The organism is Streptomyces sp. NPDC038213 (assembly GCF_055600495.1).
This window is the reverse complement of record NZ_JBVJYM010000024.1, coordinates 63,873-83,916: the sequence shown is the minus strand read 5'-3', so window position 1 is coordinate 83,916 and position 20,044 is coordinate 63,873. Positions and strand designations below refer to the sequence as shown.

Below are 20,044 nucleotides of genomic sequence, written 5' to 3'. Positions count from 1 at the left end.
CGGGCGGACCCCCCGGCGAGGCTGGACGGCCCCGGTCGCCCCAGAGACCCGCCGGGCCGGGAGACCCTGGGTCGAAACAGGCCCCCCGGCGTGCCCCGATCCCGCGCCACGACACCGTCCGCCTTTACAAGCCCGTACGGACTGATCCCCGTACCCCGGCCCGCGCTGGGGGCGGTGGGCAAAGACCGGTCAGCCGGAACCCGGAGGCGGGGGAGAAGACCCCGCACGGAGAAGCCGCCAACCCGCACGTTCCCTCGGTATCCACCCCCACCACCCCCCTCCCCACCCCTTGCACCCCCTCCCCACCCCCTCCCAGCCCCCCACCACCCCCCCGCCCCCGCCCCATGGGTGGGCCCGGGACCGCAGCCGGGGCGACCGGCCGTTAACGTTGGGCTCGCGACCTGCGCCGACGACGCCGCAGAACCCCCGCAGAACCACCGCACGACCCCCGTAGGACCCCGCACGAGGAGACAGCCCGAATGGCCGAACACCACGCCTACCCCGTTGGCCTCCGCCTCGCCGGCCGCCGCGTCGTCGTCATCGGCGGGGGCCAGGTCGCCCAGCGCCGTCTGCCCGCCCTGGTCGCGGCCGGTGCCGACGTGGTGCTGATCTCTCCGTCCGCCACCCCCTCCGTGGACGTGATGGCGGAGACCGGCGAGATCCGCTGGGAGCGGCGCCGCTACGAGGAGGGCGACCTCGCCGAGGCCTGGTACGTCCTCGTAGCCACCCGCGACCGCGCCGCCAACGACCTCGCCTCCGCCGAGGCGGAGCGCCGCCGCATCTGGTGCGTCCGCAGTGACGACGCCGAGGCGGCCACCGCCTGGACCCCCGCCACCGGCCGCAGCGAGGGCGTCACCGTCGCCGTGCTCACCGGCCACGACCCCCGCCGCTCCGCCTCCGTCCGCGACGCCATCGTCGAGGGCCTGCGCGACGGCTCGCTCAGCGCCCCCGCCCACCGCGCCCGCCCGCACACCCCGGGCGTGGCCCTGGTCGGCGGCGGCCCCGGCGACCCGGACCTGATCACCGTCCGCGGCCGCCGCCTCCTCGCCGAGGCGGACGTGGTCATCGCCGACCGCCTCGGCCCCCGCGACCTGCTGGACGAGCTCCCGCCGCACGTCGAGGTCATCGACGCGGCGAAGATCCCGTACGGCCGCTTCATGGCCCAGGAGGCCATCAACAACGCGCTGATCGAGCACGCCAAGGCGGGCAAGGCCGTGGTCCGCCTCAAGGGCGGGGACCCGTACGTCTTCGGCCGCGGCATGGAGGAGGCGCAGGCGCTCGCCGAGGTCGGCATCCCCTGCACGGTGGTGCCCGGCATCTCCAGCTCGATCTCCGTGCCTTCCGCGGCCGGTATCCCCGTCACGCACCGCGGGGTGGCGCACGAGTTCACGGTCGTCAGCGGGCACGTGGCTCCCGAGGACCCCCGCTCGCTCGTGGACTGGGCGGCCCTCGCCAAGCTCACCGGCACGCTGGTGATCCTGATGGGCGTGGACAAGATCGGCGCCATCGCCGCGACGCTCGTGGCGCACGGCAAGGCGCCCGACACCCCCGTCGCCGTGATCCAGGAGGGTACGACGGCCGCCCAGCGCCGGGTCGACGCGACGCTCGCGGACGTGGGCGAAACGGTTCGCGCGCAGGACGTGCGCCCGCCGGCCGTGATCGTCATCGGGGACGTAGTGAAGGTCGGCATCCCCCCGATCAACCCGTAATCCCGGGGGGCGGCGTGGCCGCCCCCGCTCCACCCCCGCCCTCAGCTCACCCCCATCCTCCCCACCCCCCCAACCCCCGATCTCGCTCCCGCCGTTGGCACCGCACCGAGGACAAGGCAGTATCACCCTGTGGCTGATCTCATCACCATCGAAGACCCGGACGACCCCCGCCTGCGCGACTACACGGGCCTGACGGACGTCGAGCTGCGGCGCCGCCGCGAGCCCGCGGAGGGCCTGTTCATCGCCGAGGGCGAGAAGGTCATCAGACGCGCCAAGAGCGCCGGGTACGAGATGCGCTCGATGCTCCTGTCCGCGAAGTGGGTGGACGTCATGAAGGACGTCATCGACGAGCTCCCGGCCCCCGTGTACGCGGTGAGCCCCGAGCTCGCCGAGCGCGTCACCGGCTACCACGTGCACCGCGGTGCCCTCGCCTCCATGCAGCGCAAGCCGCTGCCGACCGCGGAGGACCTCCTCGCGAGCGCCCGCCGGGTCGTGATCATGGAGTCGGTCAACGACCACACCAACATCGGCGCGATCTTCCGCAGCGCCGCAGCCCTGGGCATGGACGCCGTCCTGCTCTCCCCGGACTGCGCCGACCCGCTCTACCGGCGCTCGGTCAAGGTCTCGATGGGCGCGGTGTTCTCGGTGCCGTACGCCCGCCTGGACACCTGGCCCAAGGGCCTGGAGTCGGTCCGCGAGGCCGGGTACAAGCTGCTCGCGCTCACCCCGCACGAGAAGGCCTCCTCCATCGACGAGGCGGCCCCGCACACCCTGGACCGGGTGGCCCTGATGCTGGGCGCGGAGGGCGACGGCCTGTCCACGCAGGCCCTGCGCGCGGCAGACGAGTGGGTACGCATCCCCATGGCGCACGGGGTGGACTCGCTGAACGTGGGCGCGGCCGCAGCGGTGGCGTTCTACGCGGTGGCAACGGGCCGCCCCACCACCTGACCTCAAACCGGCACACCTACTGAGCCCTCAGCCGTACCAGGACCCAAGCCCGCGCAGCCCGCCAGGCGGCCCCCAACCCCCAACCCCGCCGGACCCCTCAGAGCTGCTGCGCCGCCGCGATCCCCAAGGCCACGATCAGCGTGACCACCACGAACACGATCAGCCGCTGCCGCAGCAGCCGCCGGTCGGGGCCCACCGGCCGCCGCCCCGTGCCGGTGGTGCGCGGCCCGGGCCGGCCGTTCGTACGGGCCGCCGTCCCCGTCGGGCCGCGCCGCGGCCCGGGCGGCCGCGAACCGGCCGGCCGCTGCCCGCCACCGCCCTGCCCGTGCTGCCCGCCCTGCCCGGCCGCCGAAGGACCCCCCGAGCCCCCGGGCCCTCCGGGCCGGCCCTGCGTACCGCGCGCCTGCGAGGGCCGGGACTGGGACGGCCGGGACTGCGAGGGCCGGGCCACCGGGGTCCCCGCGGCGCGGCGCTCCGTGCGCTGCTGCGCGTACTGGTCCGCGAGCCGCCCGGCGGGCCGCTCCGGCTCGCCGCGCGGGGCGGGCGGCCGGGTCTCCGGCAGCCCCTGGGCCTCGCGGGCCGCGATCTCCTTGAGCCGCATGGACAGCTGCAGGGTGCTCGGGCGCTCCTCGGGGTCCTTGGCCAGGCAGGCCCGGACGAGCGGGGCGAGGGAGTCGGGCACCCCGTGGAGCTGGGGCTCCTCGTGTACGACGCGGTACAGCATGACCTCCGAACTCCCGTGTCCGAAGGGGGAGTCGGCGATGGCCGCGTAGGCGAGGGTGGCGCCGAGGGCGAAGACGTCGGTGGCGGGGGTCACGGCCGCGCCGCGGACCTGCTCGGGCGCGAGGAAGCCGGGGGAGCCGACCGCCGTGCCCACGTGCGTGAGGGTGCTCGCCCCGGTGGCCCAGGCGATGCCGAAGTCGATGATCCGGGGGCCCTTGGGGGAGAGGAGGATGTTCGAGGGCTTGAGGTCCCGGTGGACCACCCCCGCCTCGTGTACGGCGACCAGGCCCTCCGACAGGGCGGCACCGACCGCGGCGATCTGGGCGGCCGACAGCGCGCCCTCCTCGGCGACCTTGTCGTGCAGGGAGGGGCCGGGTACGTACTGGGTGGCGAACCAGGGGCGCTCGGCCTGCAGGTCGGCGGCCACCAGCCGGGCCGTGCAGCCGCCGCGGATCCGCTGCGCCGCGGACACCTCGCGCGCGAACCGCGAGCGGAACTCCTGGTCCTCGGCCAGGTCGGGCCGGATGACCTTCAGGGCGACCCGCTGGCCGCGCCGGTCCGAGCCCAGGTAGACCACGCCCATGCCGCCGGCACCGAGCCGCCGGTGCAGCCTGAACGATCCGACGACACGCGGGTCCTCGCGCCGGAGCCGCATCATCGCCATGTCCACCCCGTGTGCCCGGTCGTCCTGTTGACGTGGCACAGCTTACGGACGATCCGCCATGTGTGCTCAGAGGCCGCGCCCTCGGCGGGATATTCGATTGTCAGTACGGGGCGCGACACTTGAGGGTTGTTCAGAAGCGGGCTGGCTCCCCGGTCCCCTCGGCCTGCCCGTACTCAAAGATCCACTGGAGCAAGGGTGTTGGCGGAAAACCGGCGCCCGGGAGGGCTCGCGCCCGACGCCGGGCGCCCCGGACGTGCGTACGAGCGCTCGGGCGCCCGGGCGGGATCCGGGGACAGGACGGAGGGTGAGCGGAGAGGTGCCGGAAGTGAGCGAAGTCACCCCCGGGGGTCGTCCCCTCCGGGAAGTCCCCCAGGTGGGGGGTGCCGTCTCCACCCAGGGGAGTACGCCCGGTGGACCCTCGTCATCCTCCCGGAGGCCCGGCAATGGGTACGAGGGCATGAGGACCGGTGCCTCCCGCGCCCCTAATGTTGAAACCAAGCGGCGGGTGACGTACTCGTCCCCCGAGGTCAGACACCCGCCGCTGCAGACCAGCCTCAACGAAAACCAGAACAACCAGAACAACCAGAACAACCAGAACAACAAGAGCAACGAGAGCGAGAGGGAGAGGAACATGGCGCACATGGCAGGCCGGACGATCGTCCGCACGCAGAGCGGCAAGACCGGCACCCGCCACCCCCTGGTGGCAGCGGCCATGGTCCTCCCCCTCGCCACCCTCCTGGTGGTCGTCTTCGGCGGCTGGGAAGCGGTGGTCACACAGGCGTCGTCCGTGGGTGTGATGCTGGGGCGCTGAGCGGCGCCCCGGGTCCGGGAGAGCGGCCCGGACCGGGACATCGACCGAGAACCCCGTGGGGACGGGGGTACGGCGGACGGCAGTGAAAGGGTGCTGCCCGTACGACTGGGGAGTCGTACGGGCAGCACCCTTTGGCATACCTACGGCCACCGAAGCCACCCCCACCCGACCCGCGCCCACCTCCAACCCGAAACCACCCCCCACCAGAACCCCCCCTCCCACCCCCCATCCCCCCCGCCGGAGTGGCCCCGCCATCCGCCTGGCCGAAGCCGGGGCGGCTGCTGAGCCCCCGCCCGGCCGCCCGCCGCGTACGATCCCTGCAGGCCCGACGACCTGGGGGAACACATGAACCGCTTCGCCGCGGAACTGGCCGCCCTGGCCGGCCACGGCCCGGCGCAGCGGGCCGGCGTGCCCCGGCAGCACATCCTGCTCGCCGACCGCCCCGACGGCACCGTCGTGCGCACCGGCGCCGTGGTCGTCAAAGCGCACGCCCCCGACTCCGACCACGCCGCCCTCGACGTGCGCATCGAGATCGCCGCGGCCCCGCCGCTCGGCGGGATCCTGCTGCCGCCCGTGGCCCTGGAGCCGTCCGGCGGGGCGCTCACCACCCGGCTGCGCGGCCGCCCCGTCTCGGCCTGGCCGCACGGCCAGCCCGTGGACCCCGAGCGCCCCGAGGCGGCGCCCTGGGAGGACGCCGCTCGGCTGCTGGCCCGCCTGCACCTGGTCCCCACCACCGCCCTCCCCGGCCCGGTCCCCCCGATGCGCGGCCCGGCGAAGGTGGCCCGGGCCCTGGCCCGGATGGCCGCGGGCGGCCCCCACCCCGACGCCGGGGCGGTACGGGCCGCTGCGGCCCGGCTGCCGGCGTGGGCCCGCGGCGAGGCGCCCGCGCCCGCCGCGTCCGTGCTGTGCCACGGCGACCTCCACCTCGGCCAGCTCGTGCGCCATCCGGCCCCCGACGGCCCCTGGCTGCTGATCGACGTGGACGACCTCGGTCTCGGCACCCCGGCCTGGGACCTGGCCCGTCCGGCCGCCTGGTACGCGGCGGGGGTGCTCGGCACGGAGGTGTGGGAGCGGTTCCTGAGCGCGTACCGGGCCGCGGGCGGCACCGCGGCCGGGCCCGCGGGCAGCGACCCCTGGCCCGGACTGGACGTGGCCGCGCGGGCGTTGACCGTCCAGACCGGGGCGCTGGCGGTGGCGAAGTGCCTGGCCGAGCGGCGGGACCTGGACGACGTGGAGCGGCTCATGGTGCAGAGTTGTGCCCGAATCGGCACACTCCCGCCGGAGTTGGAACAGCACCCCCCGTCGTAGGGTGAAGTTCACGCCACCGGGCATGCATTCCGGTGGTACGAAGCCCGACGGCGAGGAGTTGAGCCGATCATGCAGTGTCCGAAGTGCCACGCGGTGATGCACACCTACAACCGCAACGGTGTTCAGATCGAGCAGTGCAGCGGTTGCCGCGGCATATTCCTGGACTACGGCGAGCTGGAGGCCCTGACCCGCCTGGAGGGCCAGTACGGCCAGGTCCCGCCGCCCCCGGCCCCGCCGGCGTACCCGGCCGCTCCCGCCCCCGCCTGGGGCGCCCCGCAGCACCACGGCCACCACGGTCACCACGGCCACCAGCGCGGCTTCGGCCGGATGCTCTTCTCCTCCTGAGCCGCAAGCCCCACGCTCCAAGCCCCGAGGCCCAAGGCCCAAGGCCCAAGCCTTGCGCCCCGAGGGCGGGGGTACGGCGCCCCACCCGGCCGCCGTACCCCCGCCCCCGGAACTCGGGACCCCGTCCCGCACGCGGAACCCGCACACGCAGAAGCCCCGACCGTCGAGACGGCCGGGGCTTCCGGGCTGTGCGCGATACTGGGATTGAACCAGTGACCTCTTCCGTGTCAGGGAAGCGCTCTCCCGCTGAGCTAATCGCGCGGGATGGACCGATATCCGAAGATCGCAGGTCAGGCGTGCTGCGTGCGCGATACTGGGATTGAACCAGTGACCTCTTCCGTGTCAGGGAAGCGCTCTCCCGCTGAGCTAATCGCGCGGGGGATCCGAAGATCCAGTGGACGATACTGGGATTGAACCAGTGACCTCTTCCGTGTCAGGGAAGCGCTCTCCCGCTGAGCTAATCGTCCTTGGAGGTGGAGACGGGATTTGAACCCGTGTAGACGGCTTTGCAGGCCGTTGCCTCGCCTCTCGGCCACTCCACCATGGAGCCGCAGGGGTTCTCGGGAAGATCCCCCACTTCGAGCGGACGACGAGATTCGAACTCGCGACCCTCACCTTGGCAAGGTGATGCTCTACCAACTGAGCCACGTCCGCATGTCGCCGTGTTGCTTTGGGGTTTTTTCCCTCGCTCCCCGGCGACGTGTTGAACTCTAGCGGATTCCCGGGCCAGCTCAAAAACGCGTTTCCGCAGCGTGCTGCCGTTCGCTCACCACGGGTCACGCGGCGGGTACCTCACCGGCGCCGGAGCGCGGGCCGCCCTAGACTCACAGCCGTGCACGACCTGCCACCCATGGCCCGCTTCGGCGGCCTCCTCGCGACCGACCTGCGCGACGTGACCAGCGATCCGAGCGCCCTGGAGTCCACCGGCTTCTGGGCCGTCTCGGCGGACTTCGAGGGCCGACTGGTCTGCGCCCGCTTCGGAGACGTACGGCCCGAACCCGTACCCGCCCCCGTACCCGGGGCGTGGACCGGGCCCGCCGCCTCCGCCTGGACCTCCTCCCTGGACCGGGACGCGTACGTCTCCGGCGTACGCCGCATCCGGGAGCACATCGCGGCGGGGGAGGTGTACCAGGCCAACCTCTGCCGCGTGCTGTCCGCGCCGCTGCCCGACCCGGCCGCGGCGGACGTCGACGCCCTGACGGCCCTCCTCGCCCGCGGCAATCCGGCGCCCTTTGCAGGAACGATCCGCCTGCCGGCGCACGGAGTGGAGATCGCCACCGCCTCGCCGGAGCTCTTCCTGCGCCGCGCGGGCCGCACCGTGGAGTCCGGACCCATCAAGGGCACCGGCCGCACGGCCGCCGACCTCCTCCCCAAGGACCACGCCGAGAACGTCATGATCGTGGACCTGGTCCGCAACGACCTCGGCCGCGTCTGCGCCACCGGATCCGTCACGGTCCCCGAGCTGTGCGCGCTGGAGGAGCACCCCGGCCTCGTCCACCTGGTCTCCACCGTCCGCGGCGAGCTCGCCGACGGAACGGGCTGGCCCGCACTCCTCGCCGCGGCCTTCCCGCCCGGATCCGTCACCGGCGCCCCCAAGTCCTCCGCCCTGCGGATCATCGAAGCCCTCGAAACCTCCCCCCGCGGCCCCTACTGCGGGGGCATCGGCTGGGTGGACGCCGACCGCGGCACCGGCGAGCTCGCCGTGGGCATCCGCACCTTCTGGATCGACCGGGAGGCCCCCGGCGGCCCCCGCCTGCGCTTCGGCACCGGCGCCGGGATCACCTGGGGCTCGGATCCGGAACGCGAATGGGCCGAGACCGAGCTCAAGGCCGCCCGGCTGCTCGCTGTAGCGTCGGGGGCGTACCAGGCGAGTGGAGGGACCGTACGGTGAGGATCTGGCTCGACGGAGAGCTGCGCGACACGGACAGCGCCAAGGTGTCCGTCTTCGACCACGGGCTGACCGTGGGCGACGGCGTCTTCGAAACACTCAAGGCGGTGGACGGCAGGGCCTTCGCCCTCACCCGCCACCTCGACCGGCTGACCCGCTCCGCGCGGGGACTCGGCCTGCCCGACCCCGACCTCGACGAGGTGCGGGCCGGCTGCGCCGCCGTCCTGGAGGCCAACCCCATGGCCCTGGGCCGGCTGCGCATCACGTACACCGGAGGGCTCTCCCCGCTCGGCTCCGACCGCGGCGAGGCCGGACCCACCCTGGTCGTCGCCCTCGGCGAGACCTCCCGGCGCCCCGACAGCACGGCCGTGGTCACCGTGCCCTGGGTCCGCAACGAGCGCAGCGCCGTCGCCGGACTGAAGACCACCTCGTACGCCGAGAACGTGGTCGCCCTGGCCCGCGCGCACGCTGCCGGGGCCTCCGAGGCCCTGTTCGCCAACACCGTGGGACAGCTCTGCGAGGGCACCGGCTCCAACGTGTTCGTCGTCCTCGACGGGCAGCTGCACACCCCGCCCGTCGCCTCCGGCTGCCTCGCGGGCATCACCCGCGCGCTGGTCGCCGAATGGACCGGGGCCCAGGAGACCGACCTCCCGCTCGACGTGCTGGAGCAGGCCGAGGAGGTCTTCCTGACCTCCACGCTGCGCGATGTGCAGGCCGTCCACCGGATCGACGGCCGCGAACCCGCCGCCGCCCCCGGCCCGGTCACCGCGAAGGCCATGCGCATCTTCGACGAGCGCGCCGGCGACGACCTGGATCCGTAGGGCAGCGTTCGTACGGGGATTTCCGGCGGTCCGGCCGCAACGCCCGTGACGTGCGGCCGCAGGGCAGGTACAACACGACTGGTGACCACCACCCTGCGGCCGACCGGGCCGCTCCAGCAGAGCAGCGACGGCGCGCGGGTCCGCGCGTACGAGGTCTGCGTCAACAGCCGGCACGTCGGCAGCCTCGAGATCGGCACCGACACCCCCTTCGGGCCCACCGTGGGCGAGATCCGCGACCTGCGGATCGACGGGCCCGACCGCGGGCGCGGCCGCGGAGCCGTGGCCGCACTCGCGGCCGAGGAGGTGCTGCGCTCGTGGCGCTGCACCCGGGCCCGGGTCTCCGTACCCGCCGGGAGCACGGCCGGCAACCGGCTGGCCGCCGCCCTCGGCTACCGCGAGCTCGGCCGCAACATGCTAAAGGAGCTCGCACCCGGCCCGCGCCCCCTGCCCGGGGGCACCACGGGCCGTCCCATGACCGCGGACGAGTTCGGGGAATGGCAGCGCGGCGCGGTGGAGGGCTATGCCCGGGAGTGGCAGGACCGCGGGATGACCCCCGAGGCTGCGCTCGCCAAGTCCCGCGCCGACCACGCCCGGCTGCTGCCGCAGGGGCTCGGCACCCCCGGTGTGCGGATCCACGTGCTGGAGGCGGACGGGGAGCCCGCCGGGCACGTGTGGGTGTCCGAGACCGAGGTGCTGCCCGGGCGGCCCGGCACGTACGTCTTCGACGTGCAGGTACGGGAGGGGCAGCGGGGCCGGGGGCACGGCCGGTCGCTGATGCTGCTCGCCGAGGAGGTGTCCCTGGCGGCGGGCTCGGACGTGCTGGGCCTGCACGTGTTCGCGGACAACGCCCCGGCGCTGGGGCTGTACGAGTCCCTGGGGTACCGGCCCACCCAGTACAACTACGGCAAACAGCTCGTCTGAGCCGGGGCCCGGCCCCGGCCGCGACCGCTCCCGGCCCCGGGTACGGCGGCGGGGGCCGCGCCCGCACGGGCACGGCCCCCGCCGCCGGTTCCCGGGGGCTCGTGCACCGCCGGGAGGCGGCAGAGCTCACTGGGGCCTCTTGGCCCCGGGCTCAGGAGCCCAGCAGGCGGTCCGCCGCCTCCTCGATCCGGGCGCGCAGCCCGTCCTGGCTCTGGCCGCCGTCGAGGCGCTCGTCGCCGATCACGTACGTCGGCGTACCGGTGACCTTGATCGCCTTGCCCTCGGCCTGGTCGGCGTCCACGATCAGGATGTGCCGGCCGTCGATCAGTGCGGTGTCGAACTCCTCGGAGTCCAGGCCCAGTTCCTTCGCCACCTCGATCAGCACGGCCTCGCCGCGCTCGCCCAGCTCCTCCGCGCGGGCCAGCACGGCCTCCGCGTAGTCCCAGCCCCGGCCCTGCTCGAAGGCCTCCTCGGCGGCCTGGGCCGCGGCGAAGGAGTGCTTGTGCTTCTCCAGCGGGAAATGGCGCAGCCGGATGTCGATGCGGTCGCCGTAGCGGGCCCGCAGCGCCCGCAGGTCCTCCAGGGCGCTTCGGCAGTCGGGGCACTGGAGTTCGCACCACACGTCCAGGACGACGGGTCCGGAGGCGGCGGCGGGCTGGGAATCGCTCATGGGCCCAGTCTTCCAGCCGCCGGGCCGGGCTCCCAATCCGGGCCGGGCGGCCCGTACCGCACCCGGGCGGCCCCGACCTGCGGAGGAGGGCGCCCCGGAGATCTCCCGGAGATCCGCCCCCGGGGCCGCCGGGGCGTGGCCCGGGCGGGGGCGGCCGGTGCACGATGGAGGGACAGAACCCCGGGCCCGGTCCGGGGCCCGCCGGACGTGGAGGACCGCATGATCGCCGAGACCCTATGTTCCGCGGCGGCCGCGGCAGGCCTGGGCATCGCCGCGGTGACGGCCTACCGCAGGCGGTTCCTGGCCGCGACCAGGATCGCCGCCTACGCCCTCGTCCCGCTCGGACTGGTGCTCACCGGGGTGGTCGAATGGGCCGCGGGGATCGCCTTCCGGCCCACCGTCTGGATGGGCTTCGGCGTGCTGGGGCTGGCCTGGCTGCTCTTCCTGACCACCAGGACCGTCGAGCGCCGCAGGGCGGGCTCCGGGGCCGAGGGGGCCGGCGGCGGCAGGCTCCGCGGCCGCAAGGGCGCCCGCGGGAGCGGCCGGGACGCCGTGGCCCCCGCGGCCTCCGCGCCCTCACTGGGCGGCGGCCGCCCGGCGGCCCAGCCGCCCCGGGACGCGAGCGGCGGCCGGCCCACCCCGGCGGACGACTTCTCCGACATAGAAGCGATTCTCAAAAAGCACGGGATATGACGAACTCCCGGTGAATAGTCGCGTGTTGGGCCCAAGGGGCCCTTCCGCTGGGCCATCATCGCCCCGAGATGCCAGAGAGTTCCCGGGGCGAGACCCCCGCCACCGCGTCCGTGACCGCGCCGGTCCCCGCAGTCGAGTTCGTGCAGTTCGGCGACCTCGCCGACCTGGTCGAGCTCGTGGAGTTCAGGGAACCGGCGGCCCCGGTGCCCGAACCGCAGGGCTGTCTCTTCGCGCTCTCCCAGCCGCCGCTGATGATCTTCCTCGGGGTGATCGCGGCCCTGCTGCTGATGGCGGCCGTGCACGACCTGTTCCTGCTCTGACCCCGCGCCCCTGCGCCGGGCGCGGGGGCGGCCGGGAGGGGTCGGGCGGTCTACTCGCCGGCCTCCTTGCGGCGGGCCCGGTAGGCCGCGACGTGCAGGCGGTTGCCGCAGGTGCGGCTGTCGCAGTAGCGGCGCGAGCGGTTGCGGGACAGGTCCACGAACGCGCGCCGGCAGTCGGGGGCCTCGCAGCGCCGCAGCCGCTCCCGCTCCTTGGAGACCACGAGGAAGGCCAGGGCCATCCCGCAGTCCGCGGCGATGTGGTCGCCCACCGAGGCGCCGGGGGCGAAGTAGTGCACGTGCAGGTCGTAGCCGTCGTGGTCCGTCAGGCGGGGGGTGGTCCCGGCCGCCGCGACGAGCTCGTTGATCACCCCCGCCGCCGCCCGGTCGTTCTTCGCGGCGAAGATCTGGCCGAAACGGTTCCGCACGGCCCTGACCCCCGCCAGGTCGCGCGCGCCCAGCTCGCCCACATCGCTGATCTCGTGCTCCCGCACGAAATCGCGCAGCGCCCCGAGGTCGGCCAGCCCGTCGGGCTGCTCCTCGTCGGGGGCGGTGTTCACCAGATCGACGACGACGTCGAGCGCCCGACGGGTGTCGTGGGGGATCTGCACGGTTCTCGCTCCCTGGGCCTGCTGCGGGGCCGGTGCCCGCCGATTGCTGGCCGACTCTAGCGGCTCCGCCCGAAAGCGCACCGGCGCCGTCCCCGCGGGTGGCTCCCGCGGGGACAGCGCCGGCACTGACGTATGTGGTTGTCCGGTCCGCACCGTCGCCCCGAGTCGGACGGTGCCGGGCCGGTCCCGGCCTGGCTCAGCTTTCCGCCAGGATGTGGGAGAGCTCTTGGTCGAGGTCGAAGTGGCGGTGCTCAGTGCCTGGTGGGACGGCGGCGTCGGTCCTCTTGAGGAACGACTCCAGCGCTCTTGCGGGTGCTTCGAGCAGGGCTTCTCCCTCCGGTGAGCTCAGGGCGATGCACACCACGCCCTGACCGTGACTGCGGGACGGCCAGACTCGGACGTCTCCGGTGCCGGTGGGCCGGTGCAGGCCCTCCGCGAGCAGGTCGCGGGCGAAGACCCACTCGACCGTCTCCTCGGCGCCGGTGTGGAAGGTGGCGTGCACGGCGTAGGGATCGGCCGTGTCATACCGCAGGCCCGCCGGAACGGGCAGGGAAGACTCGCTCGACACAACGAGGCGCAGGTGCAGCTCGCAGCTGACCGTGGTGTTCATAAGCGCCAGGGCCTTTCGCTCAGTGTGCGCTCGGGGATTCGCACGTCGGCGAAATCGACATGCCACCTACGGTGCCGTTGTAAACCCCTCTGACCGTTTTGCGGGTCTTCAGGTACCTCGTACGGCGGATCCCGGAGATCGTTCGCGTGTGCTTGGGCCTCCGGTAAATTGGCTCCCATGAATACGGGGAGTGACGAGGACAGGTCCGTGGAAGCGGCGCCGGCGGCGGCCGCGGGAGCGGAGGAGAAGGCGGGTCCGGACAGGCCCGCGGAGCAGCCGCTCGGCTCGCGCGCGCCCGAGTTCGTCAAGGCGCGGCGCACGCTCCACCTCAGCTGGCAGGTCGGCGTCTTCGTCGTCGGCCTGGCCGTGGTGGTCGCGGGCGCGCTGATGCTCGTGCTGCCCGGACCGGGCTGGCTCGTGATCTTCGCGGGCATGGCGATCTGGGCCACCGAGTTCGTGTGGGCCCAGCTGGTGCTGCGCTGGACCAAGCGCAAGGTCACCGAGGCGGCCCAGAAGGCGCTCGACCCGAAGGTCCGGCGCCGCAACATCATCCTGACGTCCGTGGGCCTGGTGATCACCGGCGCGCTGCTCGGGCTCTACCTGTGGAAGTGCGGCATGGTGCTGCCCTGGAACAGCACCTGCATCTGACCGGCGGGTGGTGCCGGGCACCCGCTGACATGGGGTAATGTTCTCGATGTGCCCGGGCGATTAGCTCAGCGGGAGAGCACTTCGTTCACACCGAAGGGGTCACTGGTTCGATCCCAGTATCGCCCACCCGGCCCGAAGGCCCGGAGACGGATTCCGTCTCCGGGCCTTCGGCATGTTCCGGGCCCGTACGGGGCTCAGCCCATCCGCCCCAGCGCCTCCCGGACCCGCCGTGCGTCCCGCAGCCGCTTCTCGTACGTCGCGCCCACCGCGAGCAGCAGCAGCCCCGCCAGGGCCGGCGGCAGCCACCTCGGGAGCGCGCCGACGACCTGGACCGCGTACGGCGCCAGCTCGTGCAGGGCGACCAGGACCAGCACCCCGCCGCCGAGCAGCAGCGGCGCCTGCAGCCGGTACCGCGCCCCCGCCAGCGTCACCGCCAGGGCGCCCAGCCCCAGCAGCAGCGGGCGGAGCCAGTGCGCGTCCCCCCAGGCCGCCGCGAGGCTCGGCAGGAGCGTCGCCGCCAGCCCCGGGCCGTACGCCGTCCAGGAGGAGGCCTGCGGGTCGCGGCGGCGCCGCAGCAGGCCCACCGCCAGCGCCGTGACCGTCACCGGCAGCGTGTACGCCTCCGGCACGGCCACCCCGGACTCGGCCAGGCGCACCCAGGAGGCCAGGACGAACAGCACCGCCGCCGGATAGCCCGCCGCCCTGCGGTCGGCCCGGACGGCCGTACCCGCGCACACCACGCCCGCGAGGGCCAGCACCAGGGCCAGGGAGGACGGGTCCCCGACCGCCAGGCCCACCGCCGCCAGCCCCGCGGCCGCACCGGCGGCCTCCAGCGGCACCCGCACCGGACGGGCGGGCAGGGCGGCCGCGATCAGGGCCGCCGCCGCGGGGACCGCCAGCACCAGCAGCGCCGTACGGTGCGGCGCCAGTCCCAGCGCCGCCCCGAGGGCCGCCAGCAGCCCCGCCGCGCAGGCCGCCGCCAGGGCGGCCGCACCGCCGCGCACCGGACCGGCGCCCCTGGGGTCGCGGGCCGCGGCCGCCGCCAGCGCCGCGAAGGCGCCGAGCACCGCGAAGGTCCCCGTACGGTCCGCGAGCGCCAGCACCACCGTGCTCGCCGCGCCGGCCAGCGCGCACCCGGCGGCGACCAGGGCGGCCACGGAGCCCGGACGGGAGGCCTTTGCGGCGGCGGGAGCGGAAGCCGTGGAAGCGGCGCGGGCAGTCGCCTCGGCAGCCTCGGCCGTCTGCGCCGTCTGAGCCGTGCCGGAGGTGGTCTGAGTCGTGCGGGAGGGCTGGGAACCGCCCCGGGCCAGGGCCGTCAGGAGGGCCGGCCGTACCGCCACCGCTCCCGCGGCCGCCGTCACCAGCACCTGGCCGGCGAGGACCGGACCGTGGCCCAGGGGCAGCACCGAGGGCAGGACGAAGGCCGCGCCCCAGCCCAGCAGCCCGGCCGCCACCGCCACCCCGGTCCGCCCGACCACCCGGTACAGGCCGGCCGCGAGCACCGCCACCGCCGCCAGCACGAACGGCGCCGAACCGAAACCGGGCCAGTCGCCGGCCGGCCCCCCGGGAGCCCCCTGCCACACCTGCGGCAGCACCCGCAGCGGGGCCGTCAGCACCGCCGCCACCGCCGGCAGCGCCAGCAGCCCGCACACCGTCGCCACCAGCGCCCCCGAGCCGCCCAGCCCCCACCGCAGCCGGTCCGCGAGCCCCGTGCGCAGCACGGCCAGCAGCGGCACCGCGCACACCAGGTACGCGAACGGCAGCCAGCCCTCCGGCAGCGCCGGCCGCAGCACCCCGCCCACGGCGGCCACCGCCGTCAGCCCCGCCGTACCCGCCAGCGCCGTCCCGACCTGCGAGAGCGCCTCGCCCCGCGCCGCCCGTGCCGCCCCGGCGGCCAGCGCGGCCACCGCCAGCAGCAGCGCACCCGGCGCCACGGCGGCACCCGCCGAACCCGCCGCGGCGGACAGCCCCACACCGGCCAGCAGGGCCCAGGCCCCCGCACCGGCCCCGCACACCCCGGCCAGGGCCCGCACGGCCTGCGCGCCCCGCCCCGACAGGGCGAGCGCCGCATCCGCCGCAGCGGTCGCCAGGAAGGCCCAGGCGGCCGTCCGCACGTCCGCACCCGAGGCCGCCGCCCACAGCGGCAGCGGAAGCTGCGCCGCGAGCACCGCCGCGGGCACCGGCAGCCGCAGCCCCCGGCAGACCAGCAGGCCGTACGCCGTCCACACCGCGGCCAGCACCCCGGCCGCCACCGCCGCGTACGCCACCGCGTCCGCCCCCGGCACCGCGACCCGGTACACGGCGTACGCGTCCAGCACGGTCAGCGCCAGTGCCAGCCCGGCCACCGACTCCGCCGTAGCGCCCAGCCCGCGGCGCACCAGCACCACCGGGGCCGCCAGCGCAGCCGCCGTCACCGCGCCCAGCACCGCCGAACGCCCGCCGATACCCATCGAGCCCCAGCTGACCAGGGTGAAGGCCAGCGCCGCGACGGCCAGCAGGACGGCGCCCAGTACGAGCAGCACGTTCTGAGCGCTCGGCCCGGAGGAGCCGTCGGGGCCGGCCGGACCGCCCGCGCCGGGCGGCGGCGACCACTGCGGGAACGGGGCAGACGCCCCGGCCACCGGCTGCAGCACACTCAGCAGCCAGGCCCGGCGGGCCAGCAACTGGGCCCTGCGGGCATCGAGTCGGAAGAGCTCGCGATCGAGCATGGCCAGCTCCTGGGCCGGCGGCGGGACGTTCTCCATACCCGGAGTGTGGCGCCCGCCACCCGGCGGGGACATGGGCGTACGTACTCAGATCGCGGTGAGTACGCAGGGCGCCCCGTACGCACCGCGGGCGGTCCACACTGGGGGCATGGACTGGAGCCGCTACCGCTTCCGCAGCGTCTGGAGCCTGCCCGCGCCGCCCGCCCGGGTGTTCGCCGTCCTCGCCGACGCCCACGGCTACCCCGGCTGGTGGCCCCAGGTGCGCCGCGTCGCCCCCCTCGGCGCCCGCAGCGGCACCGCCCGCTTCCGGTCCCTCCTCCCGTACTCGCTCCGCGTCACCCTCACCGAGGCCCGCAACGAGCCCGCGGCCGGGGTGCTGGAAGTGCGCATGACCGGGGACCTCGACGGCTGGGCCCGCTGGACCCTCGCACCGGACGGCGCCGGCACCCGCGCCGTGTACGAACAGGAGGTGCACGTCCGCAAGCCGCTGATGCGGCTCCTCGCGGTCCCCGGGAGGCCCCTGTTCCGGCTCAACCACGCGCTGATGATGCGCTCCGGGTGCAGGGGGCTCGCCGCCCTCCTCGCCGCCCGGCCGGAAGCGGTTTGAACGAACCCCGCCGCACCTGTATGGTTCAGTGCGTTCCCGGGCGATTAGCTCAGCGGGAGAGCACTTCGTTCACACCGAAGGGGTCACTGGTTCGATCCCAGTATCGCCCACCGGGAGAAGCCGGTCCGTCAGCTGACGGACCGGCTTTTTCGTACCCGTACCCCCTCAGGCCGCCTGGGTCAGCTCCGGGCGCACCGGCCAGTGCGGATCCACCGCCTCCTCCGAGCCGTTGCGCGCGAACCACGCCTGGAGCCCGCGCGCCTGCGCCGCGTGCCACACCGCCTGGAGGGTGTGCAGCTCGGCCGGGCTCAGCCGCTCCAGCCGCGCCGAGAACCGCCGGCCCACCGCCCGCACCACCTCCATCGAGGCCACCGCGTCCGCCGCCGCGTCGTGCGCCCCGTCCAGCGCGACCCCGTACTGCCCGCACAGGTCGGTCAGCGTGCGGCGGCCCTTGCGGTACCGGTCCAGGTGCTTGTCCAGCACCCGCGGATCCAGCACCGTCAGCGGCCTGTTGTCGAGGTACCGGGCCAGCGACGAGGCCCGGTGCCGCCGCAACTCCCGGTCCAGCAGCGTCAGATCGAACGGGGCGTTCATCACCACCACCGGCCGGCCCGCCGCGGCCTGCTCCCCGAGCGCCCGGGCTATCTCCTCGACCACCGGCGCCGGCCAGCGGCCGTGCCGCTGGAGGTGCTCGTCGGTCAGGCCGTGCACCTCCGTGGCCCCGGCGGGCACCGGGATCCCGGGATTGACCAGCCAGCGGGTGGACCGGATCCGCCCGCCCGCGCACTCCTGCACGACGATCGCGGCGGACACGATGCGGTCCTCCTCGACGTCGACTCCGGTGGTTTCCGTGTCAAAGGCGGCCAGCGGCCCCTCGTACCAGCGCGTCATGTCCGAACTCCTCGTCCCCGAAAGGCAGAAGGCCGAACCGCCCGGCGATCAGGCCGGCCCCGCCCGAGACCGTGATACCCGTGCCGTTTGCCCCGTACGCCGTTTGCGGCCCGTCCGCTGCGGAGACAACACCCCTGGGGGCCAGCGCAGCTGAGCGCCCGTCACCACGAGCCCGAAGGACCACGGGGAGCCATGGCGCTCGTACAGCCCGAAGAGGGCGTGCCCGAGCGGACCGAACCGCTGCGCGGCACACTCGCCACCACCGCCTGCATGGAGACCCTCCAGGTGGGATACCTGCACGCGGTCGCCGCCGCCGCCGGGTGCTCCCTGTCCCAGCCCTTCCCCGACAACGGCATCGACTGGCACGTCAGCCACGGGGCCCCCGAGCACACCGTCGACGACGAGGTCACGATCAAGGTGCAGCTCAAGGCCACCTACCAGACCGCCCCCGGCCCGCCCGGGCCCACCTTCCCCTTCACCCTCGACAACGACCACCTGGTGAAACTGGCGCGCACCCCCGTCGCCGTCCACAAGATCCTCGTCGTGATGATCGTCCCCCGCGAGCGCGCCGACTGGCTGCTCGCCGGACCGGACCGGCTCGACCTGCGCCACTGCTGCTACTGGACCAACCTGGCCGGACACCCCGTGACCGGCCGGCGGCGGACCACCGTACGGATCCCCACCACGAGGATCTTCGACGACCGGGCCCTGTGCGCGATCATGGCGCGGGTCGGGGCGGGAGGGAGGCCATGATGCCGGCCGGAGGGAACATCCCCATGCAGCAGCCCCACGAGCCCCGCGGCGGCCCCCGCGGCCTGCCCGGCCCCCAGGGGGACCGCGGATTCCGCCCCGGGGTCCTGCCCCCGCAGTTCGCCGACCCCGCCGGACCCGCCCCGGCGCCCGCGGCCGCCGACCCCGCCGTCCTCGGCGCCCTCCTGCACCGGCACGGCTGGCGCCGCCGCGGCGGCGCCGCCGGACGCTACGGCCGCTGGACCCCGCCCGGCACCACCGCGGCCGGACCCGGCGGCACCAGCCTCCTCGTCCCCGAGGACGCCGGCTTCCCCGACAGCGCCGACCTCCTGGAGGAGGCCCTCGCCGCCCTCTCCCGCAGCGCCCTGCCCTCCGCCCGCGAGATCCTCTACGGGCTCACCGTCCCCAGCGACGAGGTCCGCTGGTGGCGCGACCTGCCCGAGGGCCTGCCCGCCGAATCCGCCTGGCCCGCCCAGGAGCAGCTGCGCGCCGCCGCCCGCCGCCTGCTCCTCGCCGCCGCCCTCGCCGACCGCGCCCCGGCCGGCTACCACGGGGCCCGGCACCGCGCCCAGGCCGCCCGCACCCTCGACGGGGTCCTCGTCGGCCCCGCCCCCGGCGGCCGCCGCCTCACCGCCTTCGTCCCCCTCGACGGCGGCCGCGGCACCGCCACCCGCCTCCACCACGCCCTGCACGCCGCCCGCGAGGCCGTCGACTACCAGCGCGCCACCGGCGGCATGGAGGCCTTCGACGCCGCCGTCCCCGCCGGGGTCAGCCGCGAGCTCGCCGAGGCCCTGATCGCCCTGGTCCGCGGCACCGAGGGCGCCGGGGTCGCCCTCGCCTGGTCGCCCGCAGCCGGCGCCCCCGCCGGCTGCGCCGCCCGGCCCGAGCCCGTCGCGTTCTCCCCCGGGGACCTGCCCGCCCTGCGCGAGGCCGCCGCCCGCTACACCCGCCTCGAACCCGCCGTCACGGTCCGCATCGCCGGCACGGTGGTGCGGATGCGCCGCTCCGCGCCGCGCGGCGGGGGGACCGTACGGGTCCGGGTGCTGGCCGGGGCCGAGGTCCCGTACGTCCGCACCGTCCTCGACGAGGAGGCCTACGCGATCGCGGGCCACGCCCACCTGGTCGGGCTGCCGATCCGGCTCACGGGCCGGCTCCAGCGGCACGGCGGGTTCCGGCGGCTGACCGAGGTCAGCGGCGTGGCGCCCGTACGGCTCGACGAGGTGGAGCGGGAGCGGCTGCTCAAATCGCTCCAGGAGAACCTCGACTTCTTCGAGGAGGCCTGCGGACCCGAGGGCGGCCGGGACCCGGAAGCGGAGTGATCCTTAACCGTTTCGCGGGCTGCGGGGTGGGCTCGGTACGATTCAGGCGCGCGCAGTGACCGCTGCCGCACCCCTGAGTCAGGAG

General features: G+C 75.0%; 20 protein-coding genes and 7 tRNA genes. 16 read left to right on the top strand and 11 right to left on the bottom strand.

Annotation, left to right across the window (positions count from 1 at the left end):
* Window positions 1–479: 479 nt before the first annotated feature.
* Together cobA and ACZ7JZ_RS26785 are read left to right on the top strand one after the other, a co-directional pair.
* Window positions 480–1,709, top strand: a complete 1,230-nt coding sequence (gene cobA, locus ACZ7JZ_RS26790; protein ID WP_470943517.1) for a uroporphyrinogen-III C-methyltransferase — start codon at window positions 480–482, stop codon at window positions 1,707–1,709.
* Window positions 1,710–1,838: 129 nt separating this feature from the next.
* Window positions 1,839–2,657 (top strand): TrmH family RNA methyltransferase, encoded by an 819-nt coding sequence (locus tag ACZ7JZ_RS26785; RefSeq protein WP_470943516.1) that lies wholly within the window; start codon window positions 1,839–1,841, stop codon window positions 2,655–2,657.
* Between the two features lie 97 nt (window positions 2,658–2,754).
* Here ACZ7JZ_RS26785 and ACZ7JZ_RS26780 read toward each other — a convergent pair whose 3' ends face one another.
* Window positions 2,755–4,050 carry a serine/threonine-protein kinase gene (locus ACZ7JZ_RS26780; RefSeq protein ID WP_470943563.1) on the bottom strand — a complete coding sequence of 432 codons (1,296 nt, stop codon included), beginning with the start codon at window positions 4,048–4,050 and terminating at the stop codon, window positions 2,755–2,757.
* Between the two features lie 625 nt (window positions 4,051–4,675).
* Between ACZ7JZ_RS26780 and ACZ7JZ_RS26775 the strand changes: the two genes are divergently transcribed.
* The 3 genes from ACZ7JZ_RS26775 to ACZ7JZ_RS26765 all read left to right on the top strand — a co-directional run bounded on the left by ACZ7JZ_RS26775 (window position 4,676) and on the right by ACZ7JZ_RS26765 (window position 6,508).
* A complete protein-coding gene (locus tag ACZ7JZ_RS26775; protein ID WP_470943562.1) occupies window positions 4,676–4,855 on the top strand; it encodes a hypothetical protein in 180 nt (59 codons plus the stop codon).
* Window positions 4,856–5,200: 345 nt separating this feature from the next.
* A complete protein-coding gene (locus tag ACZ7JZ_RS26770) occupies window positions 5,201–6,163 on the top strand; it encodes an aminoglycoside phosphotransferase family protein (RefSeq protein WP_470943515.1) in 963 nt (320 codons plus the stop codon).
* A 69-nt stretch (window positions 6,164–6,232) separates the two neighbouring features.
* The gene (locus tag ACZ7JZ_RS26765) at window positions 6,233–6,508 is read left to right on the top strand and encodes a TFIIB-type zinc ribbon-containing protein (RefSeq protein WP_470943513.1); all 276 of its coding nucleotides are present in this window, start codon (window positions 6,233–6,235) and stop codon (window positions 6,506–6,508) included.
* Between the two features lie 189 nt (window positions 6,509–6,697).
* Here ACZ7JZ_RS26765 and ACZ7JZ_RS26760 read toward each other — a convergent pair.
* From ACZ7JZ_RS26760 to ACZ7JZ_RS26740, 5 genes are all read right to left on the bottom strand, one after another.
* A tRNA-Val gene (locus ACZ7JZ_RS26760) sits at window positions 6,698–6,769 on the bottom strand.
* Between the two features lie 43 nt (window positions 6,770–6,812).
* Window positions 6,813–6,884 (bottom strand) — tRNA-Val (locus tag ACZ7JZ_RS26755).
* 19 nt (window positions 6,885–6,903) lie between these two features.
* A tRNA-Val gene (locus ACZ7JZ_RS26750) sits at window positions 6,904–6,975 on the bottom strand.
* A 1-nt stretch (window position 6,976) separates the two neighbouring features.
* Window positions 6,977–7,050, bottom strand: a tRNA-Cys gene (locus ACZ7JZ_RS26745).
* A 39-nt stretch (window positions 7,051–7,089) separates the two neighbouring features.
* Window positions 7,090–7,162, bottom strand: a tRNA-Gly gene (locus ACZ7JZ_RS26740).
* Window positions 7,163–7,340: 178 nt separating this feature from the next.
* Here ACZ7JZ_RS26740 and ACZ7JZ_RS26735 point away from each other — a divergent pair.
* From ACZ7JZ_RS26735 to ACZ7JZ_RS26725, 3 genes are all read left to right on the top strand, one after another.
* Window positions 7,341–8,399 (top strand): chorismate-binding protein, encoded by a 1,059-nt coding sequence (locus ACZ7JZ_RS26735; protein ID WP_470943511.1) that lies wholly within the window; start codon window positions 7,341–7,343, stop codon window positions 8,397–8,399.
* Window positions 8,396–9,217 carry an aminotransferase class IV gene (locus ACZ7JZ_RS26730; protein ID WP_470943510.1) on the top strand — a complete coding sequence of 274 codons (822 nt, stop codon included), beginning with the start codon at window positions 8,396–8,398 and terminating at the stop codon, window positions 9,215–9,217. The genes ACZ7JZ_RS26735 and ACZ7JZ_RS26730 overlap by 4 nt, the downstream gene beginning before the upstream one ends.
* Window positions 9,218–9,298: 81 nt before the next feature.
* On the top strand, window positions 9,299–10,138 hold the full coding sequence (locus ACZ7JZ_RS26725) for a GNAT family N-acetyltransferase (RefSeq protein ID WP_470943508.1): 840 nt from the start codon (window positions 9,299–9,301) through the stop codon (window positions 10,136–10,138).
* 151 nt (window positions 10,139–10,289) lie between these two features.
* Here ACZ7JZ_RS26725 and ACZ7JZ_RS26720 read toward each other — a convergent pair whose 3' ends face one another.
* Window positions 10,290–10,808 carry a DsbA family protein gene (locus tag ACZ7JZ_RS26720; protein ID WP_470943506.1) on the bottom strand — a complete coding sequence of 173 codons (519 nt, stop codon included), beginning with the start codon at window positions 10,806–10,808 and terminating at the stop codon, window positions 10,290–10,292.
* Between the two features lie 219 nt (window positions 10,809–11,027).
* On the opposite strand from ACZ7JZ_RS26720, the gene ACZ7JZ_RS26715 reads away from it, so the two are divergent.
* Together ACZ7JZ_RS26715 and ACZ7JZ_RS26710 are read left to right on the top strand one after the other, a co-directional pair.
* Window positions 11,028–11,501: a hypothetical protein gene (locus ACZ7JZ_RS26715; protein ID WP_470943505.1), complete on the top strand. Its 474-nt coding sequence runs from the start codon at window positions 11,028–11,030 to the stop codon at window positions 11,499–11,501.
* Window positions 11,502–11,569: 68 nt separating this feature from the next.
* Window positions 11,570–11,821, top strand: coding sequence for a hypothetical protein (locus ACZ7JZ_RS26710; RefSeq protein ID WP_470943566.1), 252 nt, complete (start codon window positions 11,570–11,572; stop codon window positions 11,819–11,821).
* A 50-nt stretch (window positions 11,822–11,871) separates the two neighbouring features.
* Here ACZ7JZ_RS26710 and ACZ7JZ_RS26705 read toward each other — a convergent pair whose 3' ends face one another.
* Window positions 11,872–12,429: a CGNR zinc finger domain-containing protein gene (locus ACZ7JZ_RS26705; protein WP_470943504.1), complete on the bottom strand. Its 558-nt coding sequence runs from the start codon at window positions 12,427–12,429 to the stop codon at window positions 11,872–11,874.
* A 196-nt stretch (window positions 12,430–12,625) separates the two neighbouring features.
* Window positions 12,626–13,039: an SsgA family sporulation/cell division regulator gene (locus ACZ7JZ_RS26700; protein WP_004002642.1), complete on the bottom strand. Its 414-nt coding sequence runs from the start codon at window positions 13,037–13,039 to the stop codon at window positions 12,626–12,628.
* A gap of 177 nt (window positions 13,040–13,216) precedes the next feature.
* Here ACZ7JZ_RS26700 and ACZ7JZ_RS26695 point away from each other — a divergent pair, with 177 nt between their 5' ends.
* On the top strand, window positions 13,217–13,687 hold the full coding sequence (locus ACZ7JZ_RS26695) for a TIGR02611 family protein (RefSeq protein ID WP_470943502.1): 471 nt from the start codon (window positions 13,217–13,219) through the stop codon (window positions 13,685–13,687).
* A 54-nt stretch (window positions 13,688–13,741) separates the two neighbouring features.
* Window positions 13,742–13,813: transfer RNA gene (locus ACZ7JZ_RS26690), tRNA-Val, on the top strand.
* A gap of 68 nt (window positions 13,814–13,881) precedes the next feature.
* Here ACZ7JZ_RS26690 and ACZ7JZ_RS26685 read toward each other — a convergent pair.
* Complete coding sequence (locus ACZ7JZ_RS26685) at window positions 13,882–16,431, bottom strand: SCO7613 C-terminal domain-containing membrane protein (RefSeq protein ID WP_470943501.1); 2,550 nt, start codon at window positions 16,429–16,431, stop codon at window positions 13,882–13,884.
* Window positions 16,432–16,540: 109 nt separating this feature from the next.
* On the opposite strand from ACZ7JZ_RS26685, the gene ACZ7JZ_RS26680 reads away from it, so the two are divergent.
* Together ACZ7JZ_RS26680 and ACZ7JZ_RS26675 are read left to right on the top strand one after the other, a co-directional pair.
* The gene (locus ACZ7JZ_RS26680; RefSeq protein WP_470943499.1) at window positions 16,541–16,999 is read left to right on the top strand and encodes an SRPBCC family protein; all 459 of its coding nucleotides are present in this window, start codon (window positions 16,541–16,543) and stop codon (window positions 16,997–16,999) included.
* A 38-nt stretch (window positions 17,000–17,037) separates the two neighbouring features.
* Window positions 17,038–17,109: transfer RNA gene (locus tag ACZ7JZ_RS26675), tRNA-Val, on the top strand.
* Window positions 17,110–17,164: 55 nt separating this feature from the next.
* Here ACZ7JZ_RS26675 and ACZ7JZ_RS26670 read toward each other — a convergent pair.
* On the bottom strand, window positions 17,165–17,890 hold the full coding sequence (locus tag ACZ7JZ_RS26670; RefSeq protein WP_470943497.1) for an exonuclease domain-containing protein: 726 nt from the start codon (window positions 17,888–17,890) through the stop codon (window positions 17,165–17,167).
* 192 nt (window positions 17,891–18,082) lie between these two features.
* On the opposite strand from ACZ7JZ_RS26670, the gene ACZ7JZ_RS26665 reads away from it, so the two are divergent.
* Complete coding sequence (locus ACZ7JZ_RS26665; RefSeq protein ID WP_470943495.1) at window positions 18,083–18,643, top strand: DUF4365 domain-containing protein; 561 nt, start codon at window positions 18,083–18,085, stop codon at window positions 18,641–18,643.
* Window positions 18,644–18,666: 23 nt separating this feature from the next.
* On the top strand, window positions 18,667–19,959 hold the full coding sequence (locus ACZ7JZ_RS26660; RefSeq protein ID WP_470943493.1) for a hypothetical protein: 1,293 nt from the start codon (window positions 18,667–18,669) through the stop codon (window positions 19,957–19,959).
* Window positions 19,960–20,044: the final 85 nt, after the last annotated feature.